The organism is Pseudomonas petroselini (assembly GCF_045037875.1).
GTDB lineage: Bacteria > Pseudomonadota > Gammaproteobacteria > Pseudomonadales > Pseudomonadaceae > Aquipseudomonas > Aquipseudomonas petroselini.
This window is the reverse complement of record NZ_CP173614.1, coordinates 2535141-2555870: the sequence shown is the minus strand read 5'-3', so window position 1 is coordinate 2555870 and position 20730 is coordinate 2535141. Positions and strand designations below refer to the sequence as shown.

The following is a 20730-nucleotide window of genomic DNA, read 5'->3' as shown; positions in this document are numbered from 1 at the left end:
ATGCGTGAATATATTCAAACTGTGGGAGGGGGCTTGCCCCCGATAGCGGTCTTGAATCTTACGAATATCTCAAGGCATGCGCCGGCTCAATCTTCGCCGCCCGATACGCCGGATAAATCGTCGCCAAAAAGCTCAACACAAACCCGGCCGTGCAGATCAGCAGCACATCCCCGCCTTGCAGTTCCGAAGGCAGGTTGCTGACAAAATACACATCCGAACTGAAGATATGCTGCCCGGTCACCCGTTCCAGCCAGCCCACCAGCTCACTTACATTCAGCGCCGCAATCACACCCAAGATGCCGCCGATCAAGGTGCCGACGACACCGATCACGGAGCCCTGCACCATGAAGATCGCCATGATCTGCCGCGGCGTCGCGCCGATGGTACGCAGGATCGCGATGTCCGCGCCCTTGTCGTTTACCACCATAATCAGCGTGGCAATGATGTTGAACGCAGCCACGGCGACGATCATCAGCAACAGCAAGCCGATCATGGTCTTTTCCATTTTCATTGCGCTGAACAGGCTGCCCTGGGTGTGGGTCCAGTCATCCGGCTTGTAGGCGGCGCCCAGGCTGGCGGCGATGTCCGCCGAGACCTTGGGCGCCGCATACAGGTCTTTCACCGCCAGGCGCACGCTTTGCACCTGGTTCGGCTGCCAATGCTGGATCTCTGCGGCGTCGGCCATGTGGATCATGGCCATGGAGCCGTCCAGTTCGGCGCCGACCTTGAAGATCCCCACCACGTTCAAGCGCTGCATGCGCGGGGTGATGCCCCCCGGCGCGGTGCTGATTTCCGGCACGATCAGGGTCAACTTGTCGCCCACATTGAGGCGGAAGCGCCGGGCGGTGATTTCGCCGACCACCACGCCGAACTCGCCAGGCTTCAGGTCATCCAGTTTGCCGCGCACGATATGCTGGGCGACGATCGACACCTTGCCTTCCTGTGCCGGGTCGATGCCGCTGATCTCGATCGGCTGCATGGCGCCCTTGTAGGAGAACATGCCGTCCATCTGCGTGAAGGGCACTGCCGCGGTCACTTCCGGGTTCTTCATCGCGGCGGCGGCCACGGGCTGCCAATCGTTGATCGGGTTCACGCCGACGATGGTCGCGTGGGGCACCATGCCAAGGATGCGCGAGCTCATTTCGCGCTGGAAGCCGTTCATCACCGACAGCACTACGATCATCGCCAGCACGCCCAGGGCGAGGCCGATCATCGAGGTCATCGAGATAAACGAGACAAAACGGTTGCGGCGCTTGGCGCGGGTATAGCGCGTGCCGATGAAAATCGATAACGGTCTGAACATTCGCGGGCACCGTTGAAAAAATGAAAAAGCCCAGCGCTTAAGGCGCCGGGCTTGAAACGGGTCAGATGGCGACCAGATGACCTTCCTGCAGGTGCAACACGCGGTCCATCTGCCGGGCCATGCTCATGTCATGGGTCACCACCAGGAACGCGGTGCGCATCTGGGTGCTCAGTTCCAGCATCAAGTCCTTGATGCCCTGGGCGGTGTGGGAGTCGAGGTTGCCGGTGGGCTCATCGAGCATCACCAGGCCTGGGTTGTTGACCAGGGCACGGGCAATCGCCACACGCTGACGCTCGCCGCCGGACAGCTCCGCCGGCTTGTGCTCCAGGCGATGGCCGAGGCCGACACGCTCCAGCAGGGCCTGGGCACGCTGGCGGGCTTGCGGGATCGCGGTCTTGCCGATCAACAGCGGCATGCACACGTTTTCCAGGGCGGTGAATTCCGGCAGCAAATGGTGGAACTGGTACACAAAGCCCAACGAACGGTTGCGCAGTTGCCCACGAGCCTTCTCACCGAGGGCCGACAGCTCTTCACCGGCCAGCCACACGCTGCCCTGGGACGGCGTATCAAGGCCGCCCAGCAGGTTCAGCAAGGTGCTTTTGCCGGAACCGGAACTGCCGACGATCGCCACGCGTTCGCCAGGGTGCAGCTCAAGTTGCAGGTTGGACAACACCACTACCGATTCCGGGCCTTCCTCGTAGGATTTGCCCAGGTTGCGGCAGCTCAGGATTGCTTTTTCACTCATGCCCGATTCACTCATAACGTAAGGCCTGTGCTGGCTGGGTACGTGCCGCGCGCCAGGCTGGATACAGGGTGGCAAGGAAACTCAGGACCAACGCAGCGCCGCCCACCATCAACACGTCCTGGGCCTGAACCTGGGACGGCAAGTAGTCGATGAAGTACACGTCGGCGTTGAGAAACTTGTGGCCTATCAGGGTTTCGAGGCCGGCGATGGCGGCACTCACGTTCAACGCAGCCAGAATGCCGACGGCCGTACCGATCAAGGTGCCGACCACGCCGATCACGGTGCCCTGCACCATGAAGATCGCCATGATCTGCCCCGGCGTGGCGCCGAGGGTACGCAGGATGGCGATATCGCCCTTCTTGTCGTTCACCACCATCACCAGCGTGGAGATGATGTTGAAGGCCGCCACGGCGACGATCAGCAGCAACAGCAGGCCGATCATGGCTTTTTCCATGCGGATGGCCTGGTACAGGTTACCGTGGGTACGGGTCCAGTCGCGGGCGTAGTACTGGTTTTCACCCAGGTGCTGGGCGATTTCCCAGGCGCCGCGCGGTGCGTCGAACAGGTCGTTGAACTTCAGGCGCAGGCCCTGCACCTGGTCCGGCTGCCAGCGATGCAGGCGCGCCAGGTCAGTGAGGTTGGTCAGGCCGAGGTAGCCGTCGATCTCGCCGGCGCCAACGTGGAAGGTGCCGACCACGGTAAAGCGCTTCATGCGCGGGAACATGCCGGCCGGGGTCACGGTGACTTCCGGCGCGACGAAGGTCAGCTTGTCGCCGAGGCCCACGCCGAGCTTGGCCGCCGCCTTGTCGCCGATCACGATGCCGAAGCTGCCGGGCGCCAGGTCGTCGAGCTTGCCCTGCAACATGAACTTGTCGATGATCGAGACGTTGCGTTCCTGGGCCGGGTCGATGGCATTGAGCAGGATCTTCTGCACCTTGCCGTCATTGGTCAGCAACCCCTGCATCTGGGTGAAGGGCGCAACCGCCAGCACCTTGGGGTTCTGCTTGACCTTGGCCGCCAGGCTTTGCCAGTCGCTGATGGGCGCATCGCCCTCGATGGTCGCGTGGGGCACCATGCCCAGCACGCGGGTGCGCATCTCATGATCGAAGCCGTTCATGACCGACAGCACCACGATCATCACGACCACGCCCAAGGCGAGCCCGATCATCGAGGTGAGGGAAATGAACGACACAAAATGATTGCGGCGCTTTGCACGGGTATAACGCGTGCCGATAAATACGAAGAGAGGTCTGAACATGTCGGGGCTTGTTCGGAGGAAAAGAAGACGTCCCGGTGGCGGGGTCTGGTAAGCAGCTTTACACTCAGACCATTACCGTTACCTGGGGTTCGCCATGTCGACATTAGATGAAGAAGAGCGCCGCGAATACTACCGTATCGACGACATGATCGCACTCCAAATCAAAAGCCTGTCTGCCCCCGAAGCAGCGAGCAAGGAAGTGTTGCTGGATGATTCGCCGCTCTTCAATCTGCTCAGCGAGCTGCACCTGAGTGAATTCGAGGCCCAGCACCTGCTACGCCAGCTCAGCGAGAAGGATCGCACCCTCGCGGCCTTCCTGCGTGTGCAGAACAAACGTGTCGATCTGCTCAGCCAGATCATGGCGCGCGGCTTACTGGATGAGGTCGGCGCTCCGCAGCCGGTGATCATTTCCGAAGGTGGCATCGACTTCCAACATCCCACGCCCCTGCCGGCCGGCGCCCACCTGGCGGTCAAGCTGGTGCTGATGCCCCAGGCACTCGGCCTGCTGCTGCGCGCGCGGGTCACCCATTGCGATCCCAAAGGCACAGGCTTTGACGTCGGCACGGAATTCGAAGCCATGACCGACGCCCAGCGCCAACTGCTGGCGCGCTACATCTTGCAGAAACAGGCCCAGGAACGGCGCCTGGCGCGGGAACAAAGCGACGCCCAAGACACCTGAACTCTCGAATTCACCCCGCCGGACGACCTGGCGTAAAGGAGCAACTGTGACCCTGATCTACGGCCACCGCGGTGCCAAAGGCGAAGCACCGGAAAACACCCTGACCAGCTTCCAGGAGTGCCTCAAGCACGGTGTACGCCGCTGCGAACTGGATTTGCACCTGTCCATGGACGGCGAGCTGATGGTCATCCACGATCCGACCCTCAAGCGCACCGCCGACCGGCGCGGCAAAGTCGTCGAGTATTCGGCGGCAGACTTGGTGAAGATGGACGCGCGCAAAGGCGGCCCGGGCTGGGTCAAGCCCTGCCCGATCCCGCGCCTGGAAGAACTGTTCGAACAGTGCGACTTCGATCACTGGCAACTGGAAGTCAAAAGCGCTTCGCGCACCCGCGCCGCCACCACCGTGCTGGCGATCCGTGAGATGGCCGTACGTTTCGGTCTGATGGACAAGGTCACCGTGACCTCAAGCTCGCGGGAAGTGCTGAAAGCGGCGGTTGAACTCACCCCGGACCTGTCACGCGGCCTGGTCGCCGAATATGCCTGGCTCGACCCGTTGAAGGTCGCGCAGAACTATGGCTGTGAGTATCTGGCGTTGAACTGGACATTGTGCACCCCCGAGCGCCTGGAAAAAGCCCAGCGCCAGGGCTTGCACGTGTCCGTGTGGACAGTCAACGAACCCGCGCTGATGCGCAGGCTCGCCGACTTCGGCGTAGATAGCCTGATTACAGACTTTCCCGGTTTGGCCACTGCCACTCTCGGGAATTACTGAAATCGGTCTCCCCGGCCGGCTCAGGCCACCGGCCGGAGCCGCTCAAAAAAGCCGGTTGAGGCCGTCGTAGGCCGCGACCCGATAGGCTTCCGCCATGGTCGGGTAGTTGAACGTGGTGTTCACAAAATACTTGAGGGTATTTTGCTCACCCGGCTGGCTCATGATCGCCTGGCCGATGTGCACGATTTCCGAGGCTTGGTAGCCGAAGCAATGCACGCCGAGGACTTCCAGGGTTTCACGGTGGAACAGGATCTTCAGCATGCCTTGCGGCTCGCCGGCGATCTGCGCACGCGCCATGCTCTTGAAGAACGCCTTGCCCACTTCGTAAGGCACCTTGGCCTTGGTCAGTTCGTGCTCGTTCTTGCCGATCGAGCTGATCTCCGGAATGGTGTAGATCCCGGTCGGCACGTCGTTCACGTAGCGCCAGCTGCCATTGTCGACGATGCTGCCAGCGGCCGAACGGCCCTGGTCGTGCGCGGCACTGGCCAGGCTCGGCCAGCCGATCACGTCACCGGCGCCGTAGATGTTGGTCACGCAGGTGCGGTAGTTCTCGTCCACCTCGATCTGGCCACGGCTGTTGACCTTGACCCCGATGTTTTCCATGCCCAGCTTGTCGGTGTTGCCGGTACGGCCGTTGCACCACAACAAGGCGTCGGCCTTGATCTTCTTGCCGGACTTGAGGTGCAGGATCACCCCGTTGTCCAGGCCTTCGACCCGCTCGTACTCTTCGTTGTGGCGCACGGTGATGTTGTTGTTGCTGAAGTGGTAGCTCAACGCCTGGGAAATTTCCGAGTCGAGGAAGCTCAGCAACTGGTCGCGGTTATCCACCAGCTCCACCAGCACACCCAGGCCGCTGAAGATCGAGGCGTATTCACAGCCGATCACACCGGCGCCATAGATGATCAGTTTGCGCGGGGTGTGGCCCAGGCTCAGGATGGTGTCGCTATCGTAGATACGCGGGTGGTGGAAATCGATGTCCGCCGGGCGATACGGGCGCGACCCGGTGGCGATGATGATGTGCTTGGCCACCAGCTTCTCGACCACGCCGTTGGCGCAGACCACTTCGACGGTTTGCTCGTCGGCGAAGCTGCCGGTGCCGAAGAACAGGTCGACGCGGTTACGGGCGTAGTAGCCAGTACGCGAAGCAACCTGCTTGGAGATGACTTTCTCGGCGCTTTTGAGCACGTCCGGGAACGAGAACCAGCGCGGCTCACCAATGGCCCGGAACATCGGGTTGGTATTGAACTGCATGATCTGGCGCACCGAGTGACGCAAGGCCTTGGACGGGATGGTGCCCAGGTGGGTGCAGTTACCGCCGACCTGGCGACGGCTATCGACCATCGCCACCTTGCGCCCTGCTTTCGCGGCGTTCATCGCCGCACCTTCTCCAGCCGGGCCGGAACCCAGTACCACCACGTCGTAGTTGTAGACAGCCATGCGTACTCCTCAGAACAGGCCAGGCGTACGGTTGGACGCCGGGCTAAATCATGCCGCGGCCAGCGGTCATGAAGGACAATTTGGCTCAAGTGTGTGAACCGGGGCACAGTCTATATAAGGCGCAACGCCGCGCACATTAACCCTTGGTCGCGTCGTAGGCCAGTCTTGCCTTTACTACACAGCGCAGATTATCCCTGAACCCTGCCGCCGCCGGAAAATGAATTAACCTGTAGCCACGGATCTTTTCGGGACGGGCCATTATGCGGCATCTAGTTTTCTGTTTAATGCTGATGTTGTCGATCACCGCACACGCCAATGAGGCGGATCGGCTCAAGCAAGCCGACTTCCCGGCACAGTCCCAGGCATTGGTGCTGAAAAACCAGGCGGTGCTCACTTACCTCTGGGCGGATGTGTACGCGGCCGCGCTGTATGCCCCGGCGGACCTGAGTGCGAAACAGGCGTGGGACCAGCAAAAGACGCTGCGCCTTGTGTTGTATTACTTTCGCGATATCGACCGCAGCGATGTGATCAAGGCGGCCACGGCCACCCTGGAGCGCCAGCAAGCCAGCGCACGCCTGAAGCCAGAGATCGAAAAACTACACACCCGCTTTCGTGATATCCAAGCCGGAGATCGATATGCCCTGGATTTTCGTCCCGGCCGTGGCCTGAATTTGGAGATCAATGGCCAAGTGGTGTTCAGTAGTCGCGATGATGAGCTGGCAAGGGCCTACCTGGGTATCTGGTTGGCGCCCAACGGGTTGTCCGATAGCCTGCGCAGCAAGCTTGTGGACTGAGGGCTCCATCGGGGGATCGGTATCTACACAATTCTGGGTATGGCGTTGGACCTGTGGCGAGGGAGCTTGCTCCCGCTGGCGGCTTGGCAGACGACCAGGATGTTGGATCAGACTGGGTACATATCCGTTATTTAGGTAACGGCCACTATGGGTTCCGCTTTTACAGCGGCTCACTTTTGAAGAGCGCAAAAGTAAGCAAAACGCTCTTGCCCCAACACTCGGCACCTCGCTCACGCTCGGTGTGCCCGTAATCCGACAGGTATTTGGGGGGCCGCCGCCACGCGCCATCCATGGCGCGGGGCGGCTAAACCGGCATCCCTGCCGGTTTACCCCCCAAATCCCTGTCGAATTCCGGCCAGCGTGTTTGACGGGGCGCCTGAGATCAAAAGCAAGATCAACAGCGGCTCGCTTCGCATCGTGGTTACCGTGGTTGCTACAGTGTTGTGCAGATAATTATGCCCATCGGAGCAAGCCCCCTCCCACATTGAAATGCGATCAACTGTGGGAGGGGGCTTGCCCCCGATGAGGCCCTGCCAGCCTGCACAAAATCCCCAGCCATAAAAAAGCCCCGAACCAGTCGGGGCTTTTTCATTTATTGCTGATGCTTATCGCGGGAACGCAGGCGGGTTGACCCCAGCCATGTCTTCCATCACGCGAACCACCTGGCAGCTGTAGCCGAACTCGTTGTCGTACCACACGTACAGGACAACGCGGTTGTCTTGGCTGATGGTCGCTTCCGCGTCCACCACACCGGCGTGGCGCGAGCCAACGAAGTCGGTGGAAACCACTTCCTGGGAATTGACGAAGTCGATTTGCTTGTGCAGATCGGAGTGCAGCGCCATGTAGCGCAGGTACTCGTTCATCTCTTCGCGGGTGGCGGCTTTCTCAAGGTTCAGGTTGAGGATGGCCATCGACACGTTCGGCGTCGGTACACGGATCGCGTTACCGGTCAGCTTGCCGGCCAGCTCAGGCAGGGCCTTGGCAGCAGCGGTGGCAGCACCGGTCTCGGTGATCACCATGTTCAACGCGGCGCTACGGCCACGACGATCGCCCTTGTGGAAGTTGTCGATCAGGTTCTGGTCGTTGGTGTACGAGTGAACGGTTTCGACGTGGCCGTTGACGATGCCGAACTTGTCATTCACTGCCTTCAGCACCGGCACGATGGCGTTGGTGGTGCAGGAAGCGGCGGACACGATCTTGTCGTCAGCAGTGATTTCAGCGTGGTTGATGCCGTGAACGATGTTCTTCAGCTTGCCTTTGCCAGGCGCGGTGAGGACAACGCGATCGACACCCGGGCAGGCCAAGTGCTGGCCCAGGCCTTCGGCGTCACGCCATACGCCGGTGTTGTCCACCAGCAAGGCGTCCTTGATGCCGTACTGGGTGTAATCCACCTCGGACGGGTTCTTCGCGTAGATCACCTGGATCAGGTTACCGTTGGCGGTAATGGTGTTGTTTTCCTCGTCGATGACGATGGTGCCGTTGAACGGGCCGTGTACCGAATCGCGGCGCAGCAGGCTGGCACGCTTGGTCAGGTCGTTCTCGGCGCCTTTGCGCACCACGATGGCACGCAGGCGCAGGCCGTCGCCGCCACCGGTTTTTTCGATCAGGATGCGCGCCAGCAGGCGGCCGATACGACCGAAGCCGTACAGCACAACGTCGGTGCCTTTACGGGCCGCGGCGTTTTGCTGGCCAACCACATCGGCCATCTCTTCACGCACGAACTGCTCGGCGGTACGGCCGGCGCCTTCTTTGCGGAATTTGTAGGCCAGCTTGCCCAGGTCTACCGAGGCCGCGCCGAGCTTGAGCTCGCTCATGGCTTTGAGCAGTGGGAATGTTTCGTGGACGGAGAGTTCGCTGTCGTCGGCGGAACGGTGACGCGCAAAGCGGTGGGCTTTGAGAATCGCGATGACAGACTGGTTGATCAGGCTGCGGCCATAGATCGAGCTCACCACATTGTTATTGCGGTACAGCTGACCGATAAGCGGGATCATCGCTTCTGCGAGTGCTTCACGGTCGATCCATTCACCAAGACACTGGTCGGGCTTCTGAGTCACGGGAACCTTCCACATGTAGGGGCTGAAAAAAGGGGCTACATTATGCCGCCCGACCGTCCTCGGAGCAATGCGCGTCCTACAACAAAAACCCCTTGCCAAAAAATACCGCCGCGCTGCAGCCCAGTAAATACGCGGGTTCCAGAAGGCCACTCATTGGGGACGCAGACCAACTTGTCCGTAACCCTCCTAAACAATCGCGCATTTCGGCACTACATATTGAGTCAAAACACGCCATTGTTTGTCTTAGCCACTACATTTCCTACAAACCGTAATAGGCTCAGTCAGAAACTGACAGGCGGCACCTTGGGCCGTTACAATTACCGACTTTGTCGCAACGCTTGGAGCTCAACCTTCCGTGCCCGTTCTGCGTCTACCGCTTCTCCCTGCCGCGGCAGGTAAACAGCACTGGGGCAACCTGCCCGGTGCCGCCCTGAGCCTGGCCATCGCCGAGGCTGCCAGCGCAGCCAAGCGCTTTACCCTGCTGCTCACCGCCGACAGCCAAAGCGCCGAACGGTTGGAGCAGGAGCTGAGCTTCTTCGCCCCCGATTTGCCGGTGCTGCATTTCCCCGACTGGGAAACCCTGCCCTACGACCTGTTCTCGCCGCACCAGGACATCATTTCCCAGCGCATTGCCAGCCTGTACCGCCTGCCGGAACTGGCCCACGGCGTGCTGGTGGTGCCGATCACCACCGCGTTGCATCGCCTGGCGCCGACCAAGTTCCTGCTGGGCAGCAGCCTGGTCCTGGATATTGGCCAGAAGCTCGACGTCGAGCAGATGCGCACGCGCCTGGAAGCCAGCGGCTACCGCTGCGTCGACACCGTGTACGAACACGGTGAGTTCGCAGTGCGCGGGGCCCTGATCGACCTGTTCCCGATGGGCAGCAAACTGCCGTACCGCATCGACCTGTTCGATGACGAAATCGAGACCCTGCGCACCTTCGATCCAGAAAACCAGCGATCCATCGACAAAGTCGACTCGATCAAGCTGCTGCCTGCGCGGGAATTTCCATTACAGAAAGATGCGGTCACACGCTTCAAGGCGCGCTTCCGTGAGCGCTTCGACGTCGACTTCCGTCGCTGTCCGATCTTCCAGGACTTGAGCAGTGGGATTACACCGGCCGGTATCGAGTACTACCTGCCGCTGTTCTTCGACGAAACCTCCACCCTGTTCGACTACCTGCCACAGGACACCCAAGTGTTCTCGCTGCCGGGTATCGAGCAAGCAGCGGAAAACTTCTGGAACGACGTGCGTAACCGTTACGAAGAACGCCGCGTCGATCCCTCCCGTCCGTTATTACCGCCCGCCGAGCTGTTCCTGCCGGTGGAAGACTGCTTTGCCCGTCTTAAAAACTGGCCCCGCGTGGTCGCCAGCCAACAGGATGTGGACGCCGGCAGCGGCCGCGAGCGCTTCCCGGCGTCCACACTGCCGGACCTGGCAATCCAGGCCAAAGCCACGCAACCGCTGGAAGCGCTGTCCAACTTCCTCGGCGACTTCCCTGGCCGCGTGCTGTTTACCGCCGAGTCCGCCGGGCGCCGTGAAGTGCTGCTGGAGCTGCTCGAACGCCTGAAGCTGCGACCGAAAACCGTCGACAGCTGGCCGGACTTCGTCAAGAGCAAAGAACGCTTGGCGATCACCATCGCGCCGCTGGATGAAGGCTTGCTGCTGGACGACCCGGCGCTGGCGCTGATCGCCGAGAGCCCGCTGTTCGGGCAGCGCGTGATGCAACGCCGTCGCCGCGAAAAACGCGCCGACGCCAACAACGACGCGGTGATCAAGAACCTCACCGAATTGCGCGAAGGCGCGCCGGTGGTGCATATCGACCACGGCGTCGGACGCTACCTGGGCCTGCAGACCCTGGAGATCGATAACCAGGCCGCCGAATTCCTCACCATGGAATACGCCGAGGGCGCCAAGCTCTACGTGCCGGTGGCCAGCCTGCACCTGATCGCCCGTTACACCGGCAGCGACGATGCCCTGGCACCGCTGCACCGCCTGGGCTCAGAGACTTGGCAGAAAGCCAAGCGCAAAGCCGCCGAACAGGTGCGCGACGTCGCCGCCGAATTGCTCGACATCTATGCACGCCGCGCCGCGCGCGAAGGTTATGCGTTCGCCGACCCGAAAGCCGACTACGCGACCTTCAGCGCCGGTTTCGCCTTTGAAGAAACTCCCGACCAGCAAACCACCATCGAAGCAGTGCGCGCCGACATGCTCGCGCCCAAGCCGATGGACCGCCTGGTATGCGGCGACGTCGGCTTCGGCAAGACCGAAGTGGCGATGCGCGCGGCTTTCATTGCAGTGCATGGCGGCAAGCAAGTGGCGATCCTGGTGCCCACCACCCTGCTCGCCCAGCAGCACTACAACAGCTTCCGCGACCGCTTTGCCGACTGGCCGGTGACCGTGGAAGTGATGAGCCGCTTCAAGTCGGCCAAGGAAGTGAATGCAGCCATCGCCGATTTGGCCGAAGGCAAGATCGACATCGTGATCGGCACGCACAAGCTGCTGTCGGACGATGTGAAGATCAAGAACCTGGGCCTGGTGATCATCGACGAAGAACACCGTTTTGGCGTGCGCCAGAAGGAACAACTCAAGGCCCTGCGCAGCGAGGTCGACATTCTGACCCTCACTGCCACACCGATTCCGCGCACACTGAACATGGCGGTGTCGGGCATGCGCGACCTGTCGATCATCGCCACGCCACCGGCGCGTCGCTTATCGGTGCGCACTTTTGTGATGGAGCAAAACAAAAGCACGGTGAAAGAAGCGCTGCTGCGAGAACTGCTGCGCGGCGGGCAGGTGTACTACCTGCACAACGACGTGAAGACCATCGAGAAGTGCGCCGCGGACCTCGCCGAACTGGTACCGGAAGCGCGCATTGCCATCGGCCACGGACAAATGCGCGAGCGCGATCTCGAACAGGTGATGAGCGACTTCTACCACAAGCGCTTCAACGTGCTGATCGCCTCGACCATCATCGAGACCGGCATCGACGTGCCGAGCGCCAACACCATCATCATCGAGCGCGCCGACAAGTTTGGCCTGGCGCAGCTGCACCAGTTGCGCGGCCGGGTCGGGCGCAGTCACCACCAGGCGTATGCGTATTTGCTCACGCCACCGCGCCAGCAGATCACTTCCGACGCGGAAAAGCGCCTGGAAGCCATCGCCAACACCCAGGACCTGGGCGCCGGCTTTGTGCTGGCCACCAACGACCTGGAAATCCGTGGTGCCGGCGAACTGCTGGGCGACGGCCAGAGCGGGCAGATCCAGGCGGTCGGTTTCACCCTGTATATGGAAATGCTTGAACGCGCGGTGAAAGCGATCCGCAAGGGCGAGCAACCGAATCTTGATCAACCGCTGGGCGGCGGTCCGGAAATCAACCTGCGCTTGCCGGCGTTGATCCCCGAAGACTACCTGCCGGACGTGCATGCGCGGCTGATCCTGTACAAACGCATCGCCTCGGCCACCGACGAAGAAGGCCTCAAGGACCTGCAAGTGGAGATGATCGACCGCTTCGGCCTGCTGCCGGAACCGACCAAGAACCTGGTACGCCTGACCCTGCTCAAATTGCAGGCCGAGCAATTGGGGATCAAGAAGGTCGATGCCGGGCCGCAGGGTGGGCGCATCGAGTTCGAAGCGCAGACGCCGGTGGACCCGTTGGTGCTGATCAGGCTGATCCAGGGCCAGCCCAACCGCTACAAGTTCGAAGGGGCTACGCTGTTCAAGTTCATGGTACCGATGGAACGTGCCGAAGAACGCTTTAATACATTGGAGGCGTTGTTCGAACGCCTCATCCCGAAATCTGCTTGAAGGACGCCCCAATGCGCCTGTTCCGCATTTTGAGCCTGTTGTTGGTAGTCGTGGCACCTACGGCGTTTGCCGACAGCCCGTACCAGGTGGAAATGATCCTGGTGCGCCAGAACGCCGAGCCGGTGATCAACAGCCGCGCCGCGCCGGAAAACTGGGATGCTGGCGCAGCGCGTCTGGGCGATAAACTGAGCCCGCCGCGCTTGTCCAACATTGTCGATAAGTTGCGTGCCGACTCCTCCTACACGGTGCTGTTGCACAAGGCGTGGGAACAGAACCTGGGGGAGCAGCCGGCCAAAGTCGCAATCTCTGACGGCCAGGAGCAGTTTGGTCAGTTTCCTATCGAGGGTGTTTTGAGCCTGCAACTGGGTCGCTTCACGGATATCGACGCGGACTTTTGGATCAACACGTTCGACAGTAATGGCAGCGTGATCGCCAGCGAACACTTCGCTCAGAAGGACGTGCGCACCAAGAACAACCAGCTCAACTACCTGGACGGCGGCCACTTGGCGCTGTTGATCAAGATCACCTCGTTGACCGCCAAGCCACCCAGCGCCCCACCGCCCGATATCCAGGACTGATCCAGCGCCATGCCCCTGACGTCGTCGCTGACCAAACCCCTGGCCCCTTCATGGGCCAATCGCTTCAAAGAGCAAAGCCTGGAGCGCGGGCGCCGTTATGCCTTGGAGAACCGGGTGCGCATCGTCGAATGCGGCGACAGCACCATCGTCGCCAGTTGCGAAGGCTCGGGCGGCAACGTTTATCGGCAGACCATCTCACTGCGCGAGTCAGCCAAGGGCACGCTGATCCTGGTGGACAGCCGCTGTACCTGCCCGGTGCACACCAACTGCAAACACATCGCGGCGGTGCTGCTCAAAGTCCAGGAAACCCTCGCCTACCCGGCCGCTGCACAGGACGCCGAGCTGCTGGAAAAACTCCAGGCCGTACTGGAAAACCGCGTGGCGTTGCCGCAGGTGGTCATGGAGGATGTAGTGCCCGTGCCGCGCTTGTGGCTGGCCAGTGTCGAGTTCAGTGCCTTTGAACCGCGCAATGGCAAGATGCAGCGCTACATCCAGCACCGTGCGGCGCTGTCGTTCAACTACTTGGGCAACTATGTCAGCGGGCAGAAAAACGCCGACATCATCGTGCGCCAGGACACCCAGAGCCTGCGGATCAAGCGGCATCCGGAGCTGGAACAGCCGTACCGCGAACAACTGCGGCTGCTCGGCTTCAAGATCGCCACACGCCAGAGCAAAGCCTTGCCGGAAAGCGCTGGCGAGCTGTTCGAGATGGTCAATGACAGCGCCTGGCTCAACTTCACCCTCAACGCATCACCCACCTTACGGGCCGAGGGCTGGGAGCTGCAGATCGATGAGGACTTCGGCTTCGACCTGAGCACCGTCGATGACTGGTACGCCACCGTCGATGACGGGCCGGAGCGCGATTGGTTCGACTTGGAGCTGGGCATTATCGTCAACGGCGAGCGGCTGAGCCTGCTGCCGATCCTGCTGAACCTGATGCGCTCCCACACCGAGATCCTCAACCCGGAAAAACTCGCACGCCGTCGCGATGAAGAACTGATCCTGGTAAACATTCCCGGCCTGCCCAACGGCGGCCATGGCCCGCTGCAAGTGGCGCTGCCTTACGGCCGGCTGAAACCGGTGCTGGCGACCCTCGGCGAGTTCTACTTGCAGGAAGCCGGCACCACCACGCTGCGCCTGGCCAAGGCCGATGCGATTCGCTTGAACCCGCTCGAAGACCTGCCGCTGCAATGGGAAGGTGGCGAGAAGATCCGCAACTTCGCCCAGCGCCTGCGGGATATCAAGGATTTCACCTGCGTAGCGCCGGAAGGGTTGAACGCGACGTTGCGCCCTTACCAGCTGGAAGGCTTGAGCTGGATGCAGTCACTGCGCCAGCTCGATGTTGGCGGGATACTTGCGGATGACATGGGCCTGGGTAAAACCCTGCAAACCTTGGCGCATATGCTCACTGAAAAAATCGCCGGGCGCCTGGATCGGCCCTGCATGGTGGTGATGCCCACCAGCTTGATTCCCAATTGGCTCGATGAGGCGGCGCACTTCACCCCACAGCTCAAGGTACTGGCGCTGTATGGCGCGACACGTAAGAAACATTTTGCCAACCTGAACGACTACGACCTGCTGCTGACCACCTACGCGCTGCTGCCCAAGGACATCGAACAGCTCGCGGCGCTGCCCCTGCATGTGCTGATCCTGGATGAAGCGCAGTACATCAAGAACCCTTCCAGCAAAGCGGCCCAGGCGGCGCGCGAGTTGAATGCGCGGCAACGCTTGTGCCTCAGCGGCACGCCACTGGAAAACCACTTGGGTGAGCTGTGGTCGTTGTTTCATTTCCTCCTGCCGGGCTGGCTGGGCGACGTGAAAAGCTTCAACCGCGATTACCGCGTGCCCATCGAAAAGCGCGCCAGCGATGTAAGGTTGCAGCACCTCAACGGCCGGATAAAACCCTTCCTGCTGCGCCGCACCAAGGAACAGGTGGCCACGGAGTTGCCGCCCAAGACCGAGATCATCCACTGGGTCGACCTCAATGAGGCCCAGCGCGACGTGTACGAAACCATGCGCCTGGCCATGGACAAGAAAGTGCGTGACGAGATCACCCGCAAGGGTGTGGCACGCAGCCAAATCATCATTCTTGAGGCGCTGCTGAAGCTGCGCCAGGTGTGCTGTGACCTGCGCCTGGTCAACGACGCCACCCTGCCCGCCCGTGGCAGCAGCTCGGGCAAGCTCGACAGTTTGATGACGATGCTCGAGGAGCTGTTTGAAGAAGGCCGGCGGATCCTGCTGTTTTCCCAGTTCACCTCGATGCTGAGCCTGATCGAAGTCGAGCTTAGAAAGCGCGGCGTTGCCTACGCCTTGTTGACCGGCCAGACCCGCGATCGGCGCACGCCGGTGAAGGACTTCCAGAGCGGCAAGCTGCAGATTTTTCTGATCAGCCTGAAGGCCGGCGGTGTAGGCCTGAACCTGACGGAAGCCGACACGGTGATCCACTACGACCCATGGTGGAACCCGGCCACGGAAAACCAGGCCACCGACCGTGCGTATCGCATCGGGCAGGAGAAGCCGGTGTTCGTGTACAAGATGATTGCCAGGGGCACGGTGGAGGAGAAAATCCAACACCTGCAGAAGGAAAAGTCCGATCTGGCAGCGGGCGTGCTGGATGGGCGTACTACCGGAGACTGGCAGCTGGGCAACGAGGATATTGAAGCGCTGTTCGCGCCGTTGCCCCACAAACAGGAAAAGCGCTGACTGTCAGATCGCTATCGCAGGCAAGCCAGCTCGCACAGGTGACCGCGTTTCTTCAAGATAACTGCGGTCGAATGTGGGAGCTGGCTTGCCTGCGATGGGCGCACCGCGGTTTTCAGCCGATCAACTGCGCTTCACGCAGCGCGGTAACTGCCGCCAACCAACGCGGATCCTGCTTGTAGTCCGTCGACGCAATCGCCTGTCCGCGCATGCGTGCGATTCGGGCCGATGGTTTGACCTTCATGCGCTGGGCGGCGGTCAACGCCAACTCGGCAGCCGCGCGATCATTGCACACCAGGCCCATGTCGCAACCCGCCGTCAGCGCCGCTTCGATACGGCTGGCGGCGTCGCCCACCACATGGGCACCGGCCATGGACAGGTCATCACTGAAAATCACGCCATCGAACTGCAACTCGCCGCGCAAGATCTCCTGCAACCAGCGTCGCGAGAACCCGGCTGGCTGGGCATCGACTTGCGGATAGATCACGTGAGCGGGCATCACCGCCGCCAGTTGCTTGCTCAAGCGTGCGAAAGGCACCAAGTCATTGGCGCGAATCTGCTCCAGGCTGCGTTCGTCATTGGGAATCGCGACGTGGGAATCGGCCTCCGCCCAACCATGGCCCGGGAAGTGTTTACCGGTCGCGGCCATGCCCGCGCTGTTCATCCCACGGATAAAGGCACCGGCGAGCACGGCGGCGCGCTCGGGGTCGCCCTCGAAGGATCGGGTGCCGACCACGGCGCTGCGTTGATAGTCCAGATCCAGGACGGGGGCGAAACTCAGGTCCAGGCCCACGGCCAGCACTTCAGTCGCCATGATCCAGCCGCATTGCTCGGCCAGGCGTTCAGCATTGGGCTTGTCCGCCAGCGCACGCATGGCCGGCAGGCGCACAAAGCCCTGGCGCAGGCGCTGTACGCGACCGCCTTCCTGGTCAACCGCCAGCAACAGGTCCGGGCGCACGGCACGAATCGCCGCGCTCAACTCCCGCACCTGGCGTGGGTGCTCGATATTGCGCGCAAAAATGATCAGGCCGCCCACTTCAGGCTGGCGCAACAGGTGGCGATCCTCGGCCGTCAGCCAGGTACCGGCAACGTCGACCATCAAAGAACCTTGCAGGGCAGCAGTCATAAACCTTCCTTATAGAACGCACACAACCCGTTGCTCTCACCAGGCACAGTGAGAACAACGGGTTGCGAGTAAATAGCTGAATTCGGCATGGGCCGCTAGCTTAGCGGATGCAAGCGGCTGCGCACACCCGGGCGGGTCAAACCTTGGCGGGGGCCGGCGCGGATTTGCTGCGTGGGCGCAGCTGGGCGGCGGCCATGTCCGGGTCGCTCACGCCGGTTTCGGCGCGCATGCCGGCGGCAAGGAACGGCACCATCAGGCGCATGACCTGCTCGATAGAGGTATTCACACCGAAATCGGTTTCGGCAATGGCCCGCAACGCCTTGATCCCGGACATGCTGAACGCGGCAGCACCCAACATGAAGTGCACACGCCAGAACAGCTCGATCGGCGGAATACGCGGGGCGGCCTCGTTGACCAGCAACATGTAGCGGCGGAAAACCTTGCCGTACATGTCTTCCAAGTAACGCCGCAGGTGGCCCTGGCTTTGACTGAACGCCAAGCCCAACAGGCGCATGAAGATCGACAGGTCGTTGCCGCTGCGGGGCTGAACCACCAGGGCTTGTTCAACGAGGATTTCCAACAGCTCTTCCAAGGTGGGCTTGTGCTCAGCCTTGGCCTGGCGACGCTCGAGTTCACGGTCAAGACTGGTGCAGAACGGTCCCAGGAAGCGCGAGAACACGGCTTGGATAAGCGCTTTTTTCGAGCCGAAATGGTAATTCACTGCCGCGAGGTTGACGCCAGCCTTGCTGGTAATCAGCCGCAATGAAGTTTCAGCGAATCCTTTTTCCGCGAACAATTGCTCGGCAGCATCGAGAATGCGTTCAACGGTTTCCGACTGGGCCATGGCTACTCCGCCTGACAAACACTTGTTTGAAACATACGTTTCAGGTTGTGTCTTGTCAAGCCTGCGGGTTCGCTTTCCGGCCGGGCAGTCATGTATTTCATCGCTATTTAATCACATCCCTGGCGGTCTGTAGGCAGCGCTATCTCTGCCTTGTAGGAGGTATCCCCGATGACCGTCCAGCGGAGTGGCCAAAAAGGATGATTGCCAAGCGCAGTTCACTGTATATAATCCCAGTCACTGTATAAAAAGACAGAGCGATCAACATGCTAAAACTGACGCCACGCCAAGCTGAGATTCTGGCTTTTATCAAGCGCTGCCTCGATGACAACGGCTACCCGCCGACACGAGCGGAAATTGCGCTGGAACTGGGGTTCAAGTCCCCCAACGCCGCCGAAGAACACCTCAAGGCCCTAGCGCGCAAAGGCGCCATCGAGATGACCCCCGGTGCCTCGCGCGGCATTCGCATCCCTGGCTTCGAAGCCAAGGCCGACGAATCGACCCTGCCGATCATCGGCCGTGTCGCTGCCGGTGCGCCGATCCTGGCGCAGCAGCACGTCGAGGAATCCTGCAACATCAACCCGACCTTCTTCCATCCTCGCGCCGACTACCTGTTGCGGGTCCATGGCATGAGCATGAAGGACGTGGGCATCTTCGACGGTGACCTGCTGGCCGTCCACACCACCCGCGAAGCCCGTAATGGCCAGATCGTCGTCGCCCGTATCGGCGACGAAGTCACCGTCAAACGCTTCAAGCGTGAAGGCAGCAAGGTCTGGCTGTTGGCCGAGAACCCTGAGTTCGCTCCGATTGAAGTGAACCTGAAAGATCAGGACCTGGTGATCGAAGGCTTGAGCGTCGGCGTCATTCGCCGCTAAAGGAGGCATCATGCAGCTCGTGCACACCCCACAACACACACAACTGTCGCTGTTCGAGGCCTTCATGGCCCAACCCCTTGCGCCCATCCTCAAGGAAACGATCGAGGCGCCCTGGAGCGCCGAGCCTGATGCGTTCAGTGAATTGTCGTTGCGCGGTGCAGCTGGGAGCTGCCTGAGCCTGTTGGCGCCGATCCTTCGCGAATTGAGCGAAGAGCAGGACGCCCGCTGGCTGACGCTGATCGCCCCGCCCGCCAGCCTGACCCAGGCCTGGCTGCGGGACGCCGGCCTCAACCGCGAACGCATCCTGCTGCTGCAACCGCGCGGCGCGCAAAGCGCCCAGCAGTTGACCTGCGAAGCCTTGCGCCTGGGCCGTAGCCACACCGTGGTGAGCTGGCTGAACCCGCTGAATGCTGCGGCCAAGCAACAGCTGATCAGCGCCGCGCGCACGGGCGATGCTCAGAGCTTGAATATTCGATTGGGATAAAAGTACGGACTTTGCGTGGGGTGTGCAGGCTTACTGTGGTTTGCAGGCTTCTTATAGTGAGCAGGTTTGTTGTGGTGAGCAGGTTTGTTGTGGTGAGCGGGCTTGCCCCGCGCTGGACTGCGAAGCAGTCCTAAATCGATTTAATGCGGTACATCAGGTATTCCGCGGTGCTTGGTTTTGGGGCCGCTTCGCAGCCCAGCGCGGGGCAAGCCCGCTCACCACAACAGCCCGCTCACCACAACAGCCCAGCTCACCACGACAAGCCCAGCTCACCACAACAGCCCAGCCCACAAACACAAGCCCACTCACCACAACAGCCACGCTGGCCAAAACTTGCACGCTCGTCGCAGACCTCAGTGAAGAACGCGTGGCCCGTCTTCTTTCTCCGGCTCGCCTTCTGCAAGGCGACCTGCCATCTGCACACCCACGCTCAACATGGCTTTTGCCACTTCCACGTGCTGGCCCTGCAGGAACACTTTGGCGTCCTCGGAAAAATCCAGAATAACCAGAGAACCTTCGTCCTCAGCCCGGCGCAGCTCGATTCGGCCGTCGGGCAACTCAACAATTTCCAGAAAGGACGTCGGCATAAAAGTCTGTTCTCCACGAAAGGCCGGGATTATATCAGTCATCTGCCCGGCTTCGTTGAGGTTCTGAAGAGGTTTCTTTACGGCTTGATGAACGGCGCCATATGAATCCGACCAACGTTCAGCACTCGTTTAAACCTTCACGAAAGCGCAACGCCATCTTTTTCAGCTCCTGACGCCAGCCTTCCAACTCTTCGCGGCTCAGAGGCTTGGGCTCTTCCTCTTCCAACGCAACCGCCACGATCAGGGGCTGGGTCACATCGCCCTTGGGCACATGGGGAACACGGGGCGGCTGAAACATATCCGCATGGGCCTTAAGCAGACGCGCGACCCAGCTGTCAGGGCTCTGGGCCATTTCCACCAACTCGGCCAGCTCAGGGATCGCCATGCTTTCCAGCACTTCACGATTCATGATCATTTCCGCACGGGGCGAACCGGCCTGGGGCAAGCGGTAGAACCCGGCGATCTCATGACACAAGCCCAGTAACGCACCATACAGGTGGAACAACGCGGCTTCACGCCCAGCCTGAACCAGCGCAATCGCGTTCATCTCCTTCCCTTCCTCGGCACGGCCAAGGGCTTCCAGGGACAAACCCGCGAAGTAAATTTTCTGGTTGGTACGGGTATAGAGTTCGTTGGCCATGACGGCAATCTCCACAACGAATAAGCGTGATGCTGGCTGAACAGTGTCACGGATC

At 61.0% G+C, this 20730-nt stretch carries 17 protein-coding genes; 8 read left to right on the top strand and 9 right to left on the bottom strand.

What is annotated here, in order from left to right:
* Positions 1–58: 58 nt before the first annotated feature.
* The 3 genes from ACI512_RS11960 to ACI512_RS11950 all read right to left on the bottom strand — a co-directional run bounded on the left by ACI512_RS11960 (position 59) and on the right by ACI512_RS11950 (position 3306).
* Positions 59–1303, bottom strand: a complete 1245-nt coding sequence (locus tag ACI512_RS11960) for a lipoprotein-releasing ABC transporter permease subunit (protein ID WP_236379705.1) — start codon at positions 1301–1303, stop codon at positions 59–61.
* Between the two features lie 61 nt (positions 1304–1364).
* On the bottom strand, positions 1365–2048 hold the full coding sequence (gene lolD, locus ACI512_RS11955) for a lipoprotein-releasing ABC transporter ATP-binding protein LolD (RefSeq protein WP_012722861.1): 684 nt from the start codon (positions 2046–2048) through the stop codon (positions 1365–1367).
* Between the two features lie 7 nt (positions 2049–2055).
* A complete protein-coding gene (locus tag ACI512_RS11950; protein WP_012722860.1) occupies positions 2056–3306 on the bottom strand; it encodes a lipoprotein-releasing ABC transporter permease subunit in 1251 nt (416 codons plus the stop codon).
* Between the two features lie 94 nt (positions 3307–3400).
* Between ACI512_RS11950 and ACI512_RS11945 the strand changes: the two genes are divergently transcribed.
* Both ACI512_RS11945 and ACI512_RS11940 read left to right on the top strand, forming a co-directional pair.
* Positions 3401–3985, top strand: a complete 585-nt coding sequence (locus tag ACI512_RS11945) for a PilZ domain-containing protein (protein ID WP_012722859.1) — start codon at positions 3401–3403, stop codon at positions 3983–3985.
* 46 nt (positions 3986–4031) lie between these two features.
* The gene (locus ACI512_RS11940) at positions 4032–4754 is read left to right on the top strand and encodes a glycerophosphodiester phosphodiesterase (protein ID WP_012722858.1); all 723 of its coding nucleotides are present in this window, start codon (positions 4032–4034) and stop codon (positions 4752–4754) included.
* 42 nt (positions 4755–4796) lie between these two features.
* Here ACI512_RS11940 and sthA read toward each other — a convergent pair whose 3' ends face one another.
* The gene (gene sthA / locus ACI512_RS11935) at positions 4797–6191 is read right to left on the bottom strand and encodes a Si-specific NAD(P)(+) transhydrogenase (RefSeq protein ID WP_012722857.1); all 1395 of its coding nucleotides are present in this window, start codon (positions 6189–6191) and stop codon (positions 4797–4799) included.
* 260 nt (positions 6192–6451) lie between these two features.
* Between sthA and ACI512_RS11930 the strand changes: the two genes are divergently transcribed.
* On the top strand, positions 6452–6985 hold the full coding sequence (locus ACI512_RS11930; RefSeq protein ID WP_231808296.1) for a chalcone isomerase family protein: 534 nt from the start codon (positions 6452–6454) through the stop codon (positions 6983–6985).
* A 605-nt stretch (positions 6986–7590) separates the two neighbouring features.
* Here the strand turns inward: ACI512_RS11930 and ACI512_RS11925 are convergent.
* Positions 7591–9054, bottom strand: coding sequence for a glyceraldehyde-3-phosphate dehydrogenase (locus tag ACI512_RS11925; protein WP_012722855.1), 1464 nt, complete (start codon positions 9052–9054; stop codon positions 7591–7593).
* Positions 9055–9394: 340 nt separating this feature from the next.
* On the opposite strand from ACI512_RS11925, the gene mfd reads away from it, so the two are divergent.
* From mfd to ACI512_RS11910, 3 genes are read left to right on the top strand one after another with little or no spacing between them, the layout of a single operon-like run.
* Positions 9395–12844 carry a transcription-repair coupling factor gene (gene mfd / locus ACI512_RS11920; RefSeq protein WP_236379421.1) on the top strand — a complete coding sequence of 1150 codons (3450 nt, stop codon included), beginning with the start codon at positions 9395–9397 and terminating at the stop codon, positions 12842–12844.
* An 11-nt stretch (positions 12845–12855) separates the two neighbouring features.
* Positions 12856–13422: a CsiV family protein gene (locus tag ACI512_RS11915; protein WP_064052300.1), complete on the top strand. Its 567-nt coding sequence runs from the start codon at positions 12856–12858 to the stop codon at positions 13420–13422.
* Positions 13423–13431: 9 nt separating this feature from the next.
* Positions 13432–16125 (top strand): DEAD/DEAH box helicase, encoded by a 2694-nt coding sequence (locus ACI512_RS11910; protein ID WP_405121816.1) that lies wholly within the window; start codon positions 13432–13434, stop codon positions 16123–16125.
* Positions 16126–16237: 112 nt separating this feature from the next.
* On the opposite strand, the gene nagZ is transcribed toward ACI512_RS11910, so the two are convergent.
* Both nagZ and ACI512_RS11900 read right to left on the bottom strand, forming a co-directional pair.
* The gene (gene nagZ, locus ACI512_RS11905) at positions 16238–17248 is read right to left on the bottom strand and encodes a beta-N-acetylhexosaminidase (protein ID WP_405121815.1); all 1011 of its coding nucleotides are present in this window, start codon (positions 17246–17248) and stop codon (positions 16238–16240) included.
* Between the two features lie 136 nt (positions 17249–17384).
* The gene (locus tag ACI512_RS11900) at positions 17385–18092 is read right to left on the bottom strand and encodes a TetR family transcriptional regulator (RefSeq protein WP_405121814.1); all 708 of its coding nucleotides are present in this window, start codon (positions 18090–18092) and stop codon (positions 17385–17387) included.
* Between the two features lie 263 nt (positions 18093–18355).
* Here ACI512_RS11900 and lexA point away from each other — a divergent pair, with 263 nt between their 5' ends.
* Positions 18356–18964 carry a transcriptional repressor LexA gene (gene lexA, locus ACI512_RS11895; protein WP_003172575.1) on the top strand — a complete coding sequence of 203 codons (609 nt, stop codon included), beginning with the start codon at positions 18356–18358 and terminating at the stop codon, positions 18962–18964.
* Between the two features lie 10 nt (positions 18965–18974).
* Positions 18975–19448: an SOS-induced cell division inhibitor SulA gene (gene sulA / locus ACI512_RS11890; protein WP_405121813.1), complete on the top strand. Its 474-nt coding sequence runs from the start codon at positions 18975–18977 to the stop codon at positions 19446–19448.
* 353 nt (positions 19449–19801) lie between these two features.
* Here the strand turns inward: sulA and ACI512_RS11885 are convergent, their stop codons facing one another.
* The gene (locus ACI512_RS11885; protein WP_010212068.1) at positions 19802–20035 is read right to left on the bottom strand and encodes a hypothetical protein; all 234 of its coding nucleotides are present in this window, start codon (positions 20033–20035) and stop codon (positions 19802–19804) included.
* 118 nt (positions 20036–20153) lie between these two features.
* Positions 20154–20675, bottom strand: coding sequence for a DUF6586 family protein (locus ACI512_RS11880; RefSeq protein ID WP_012722847.1), 522 nt, complete (start codon positions 20673–20675; stop codon positions 20154–20156).
* Between the last annotated feature and the right edge of the window lie 55 nt (positions 20676–20730).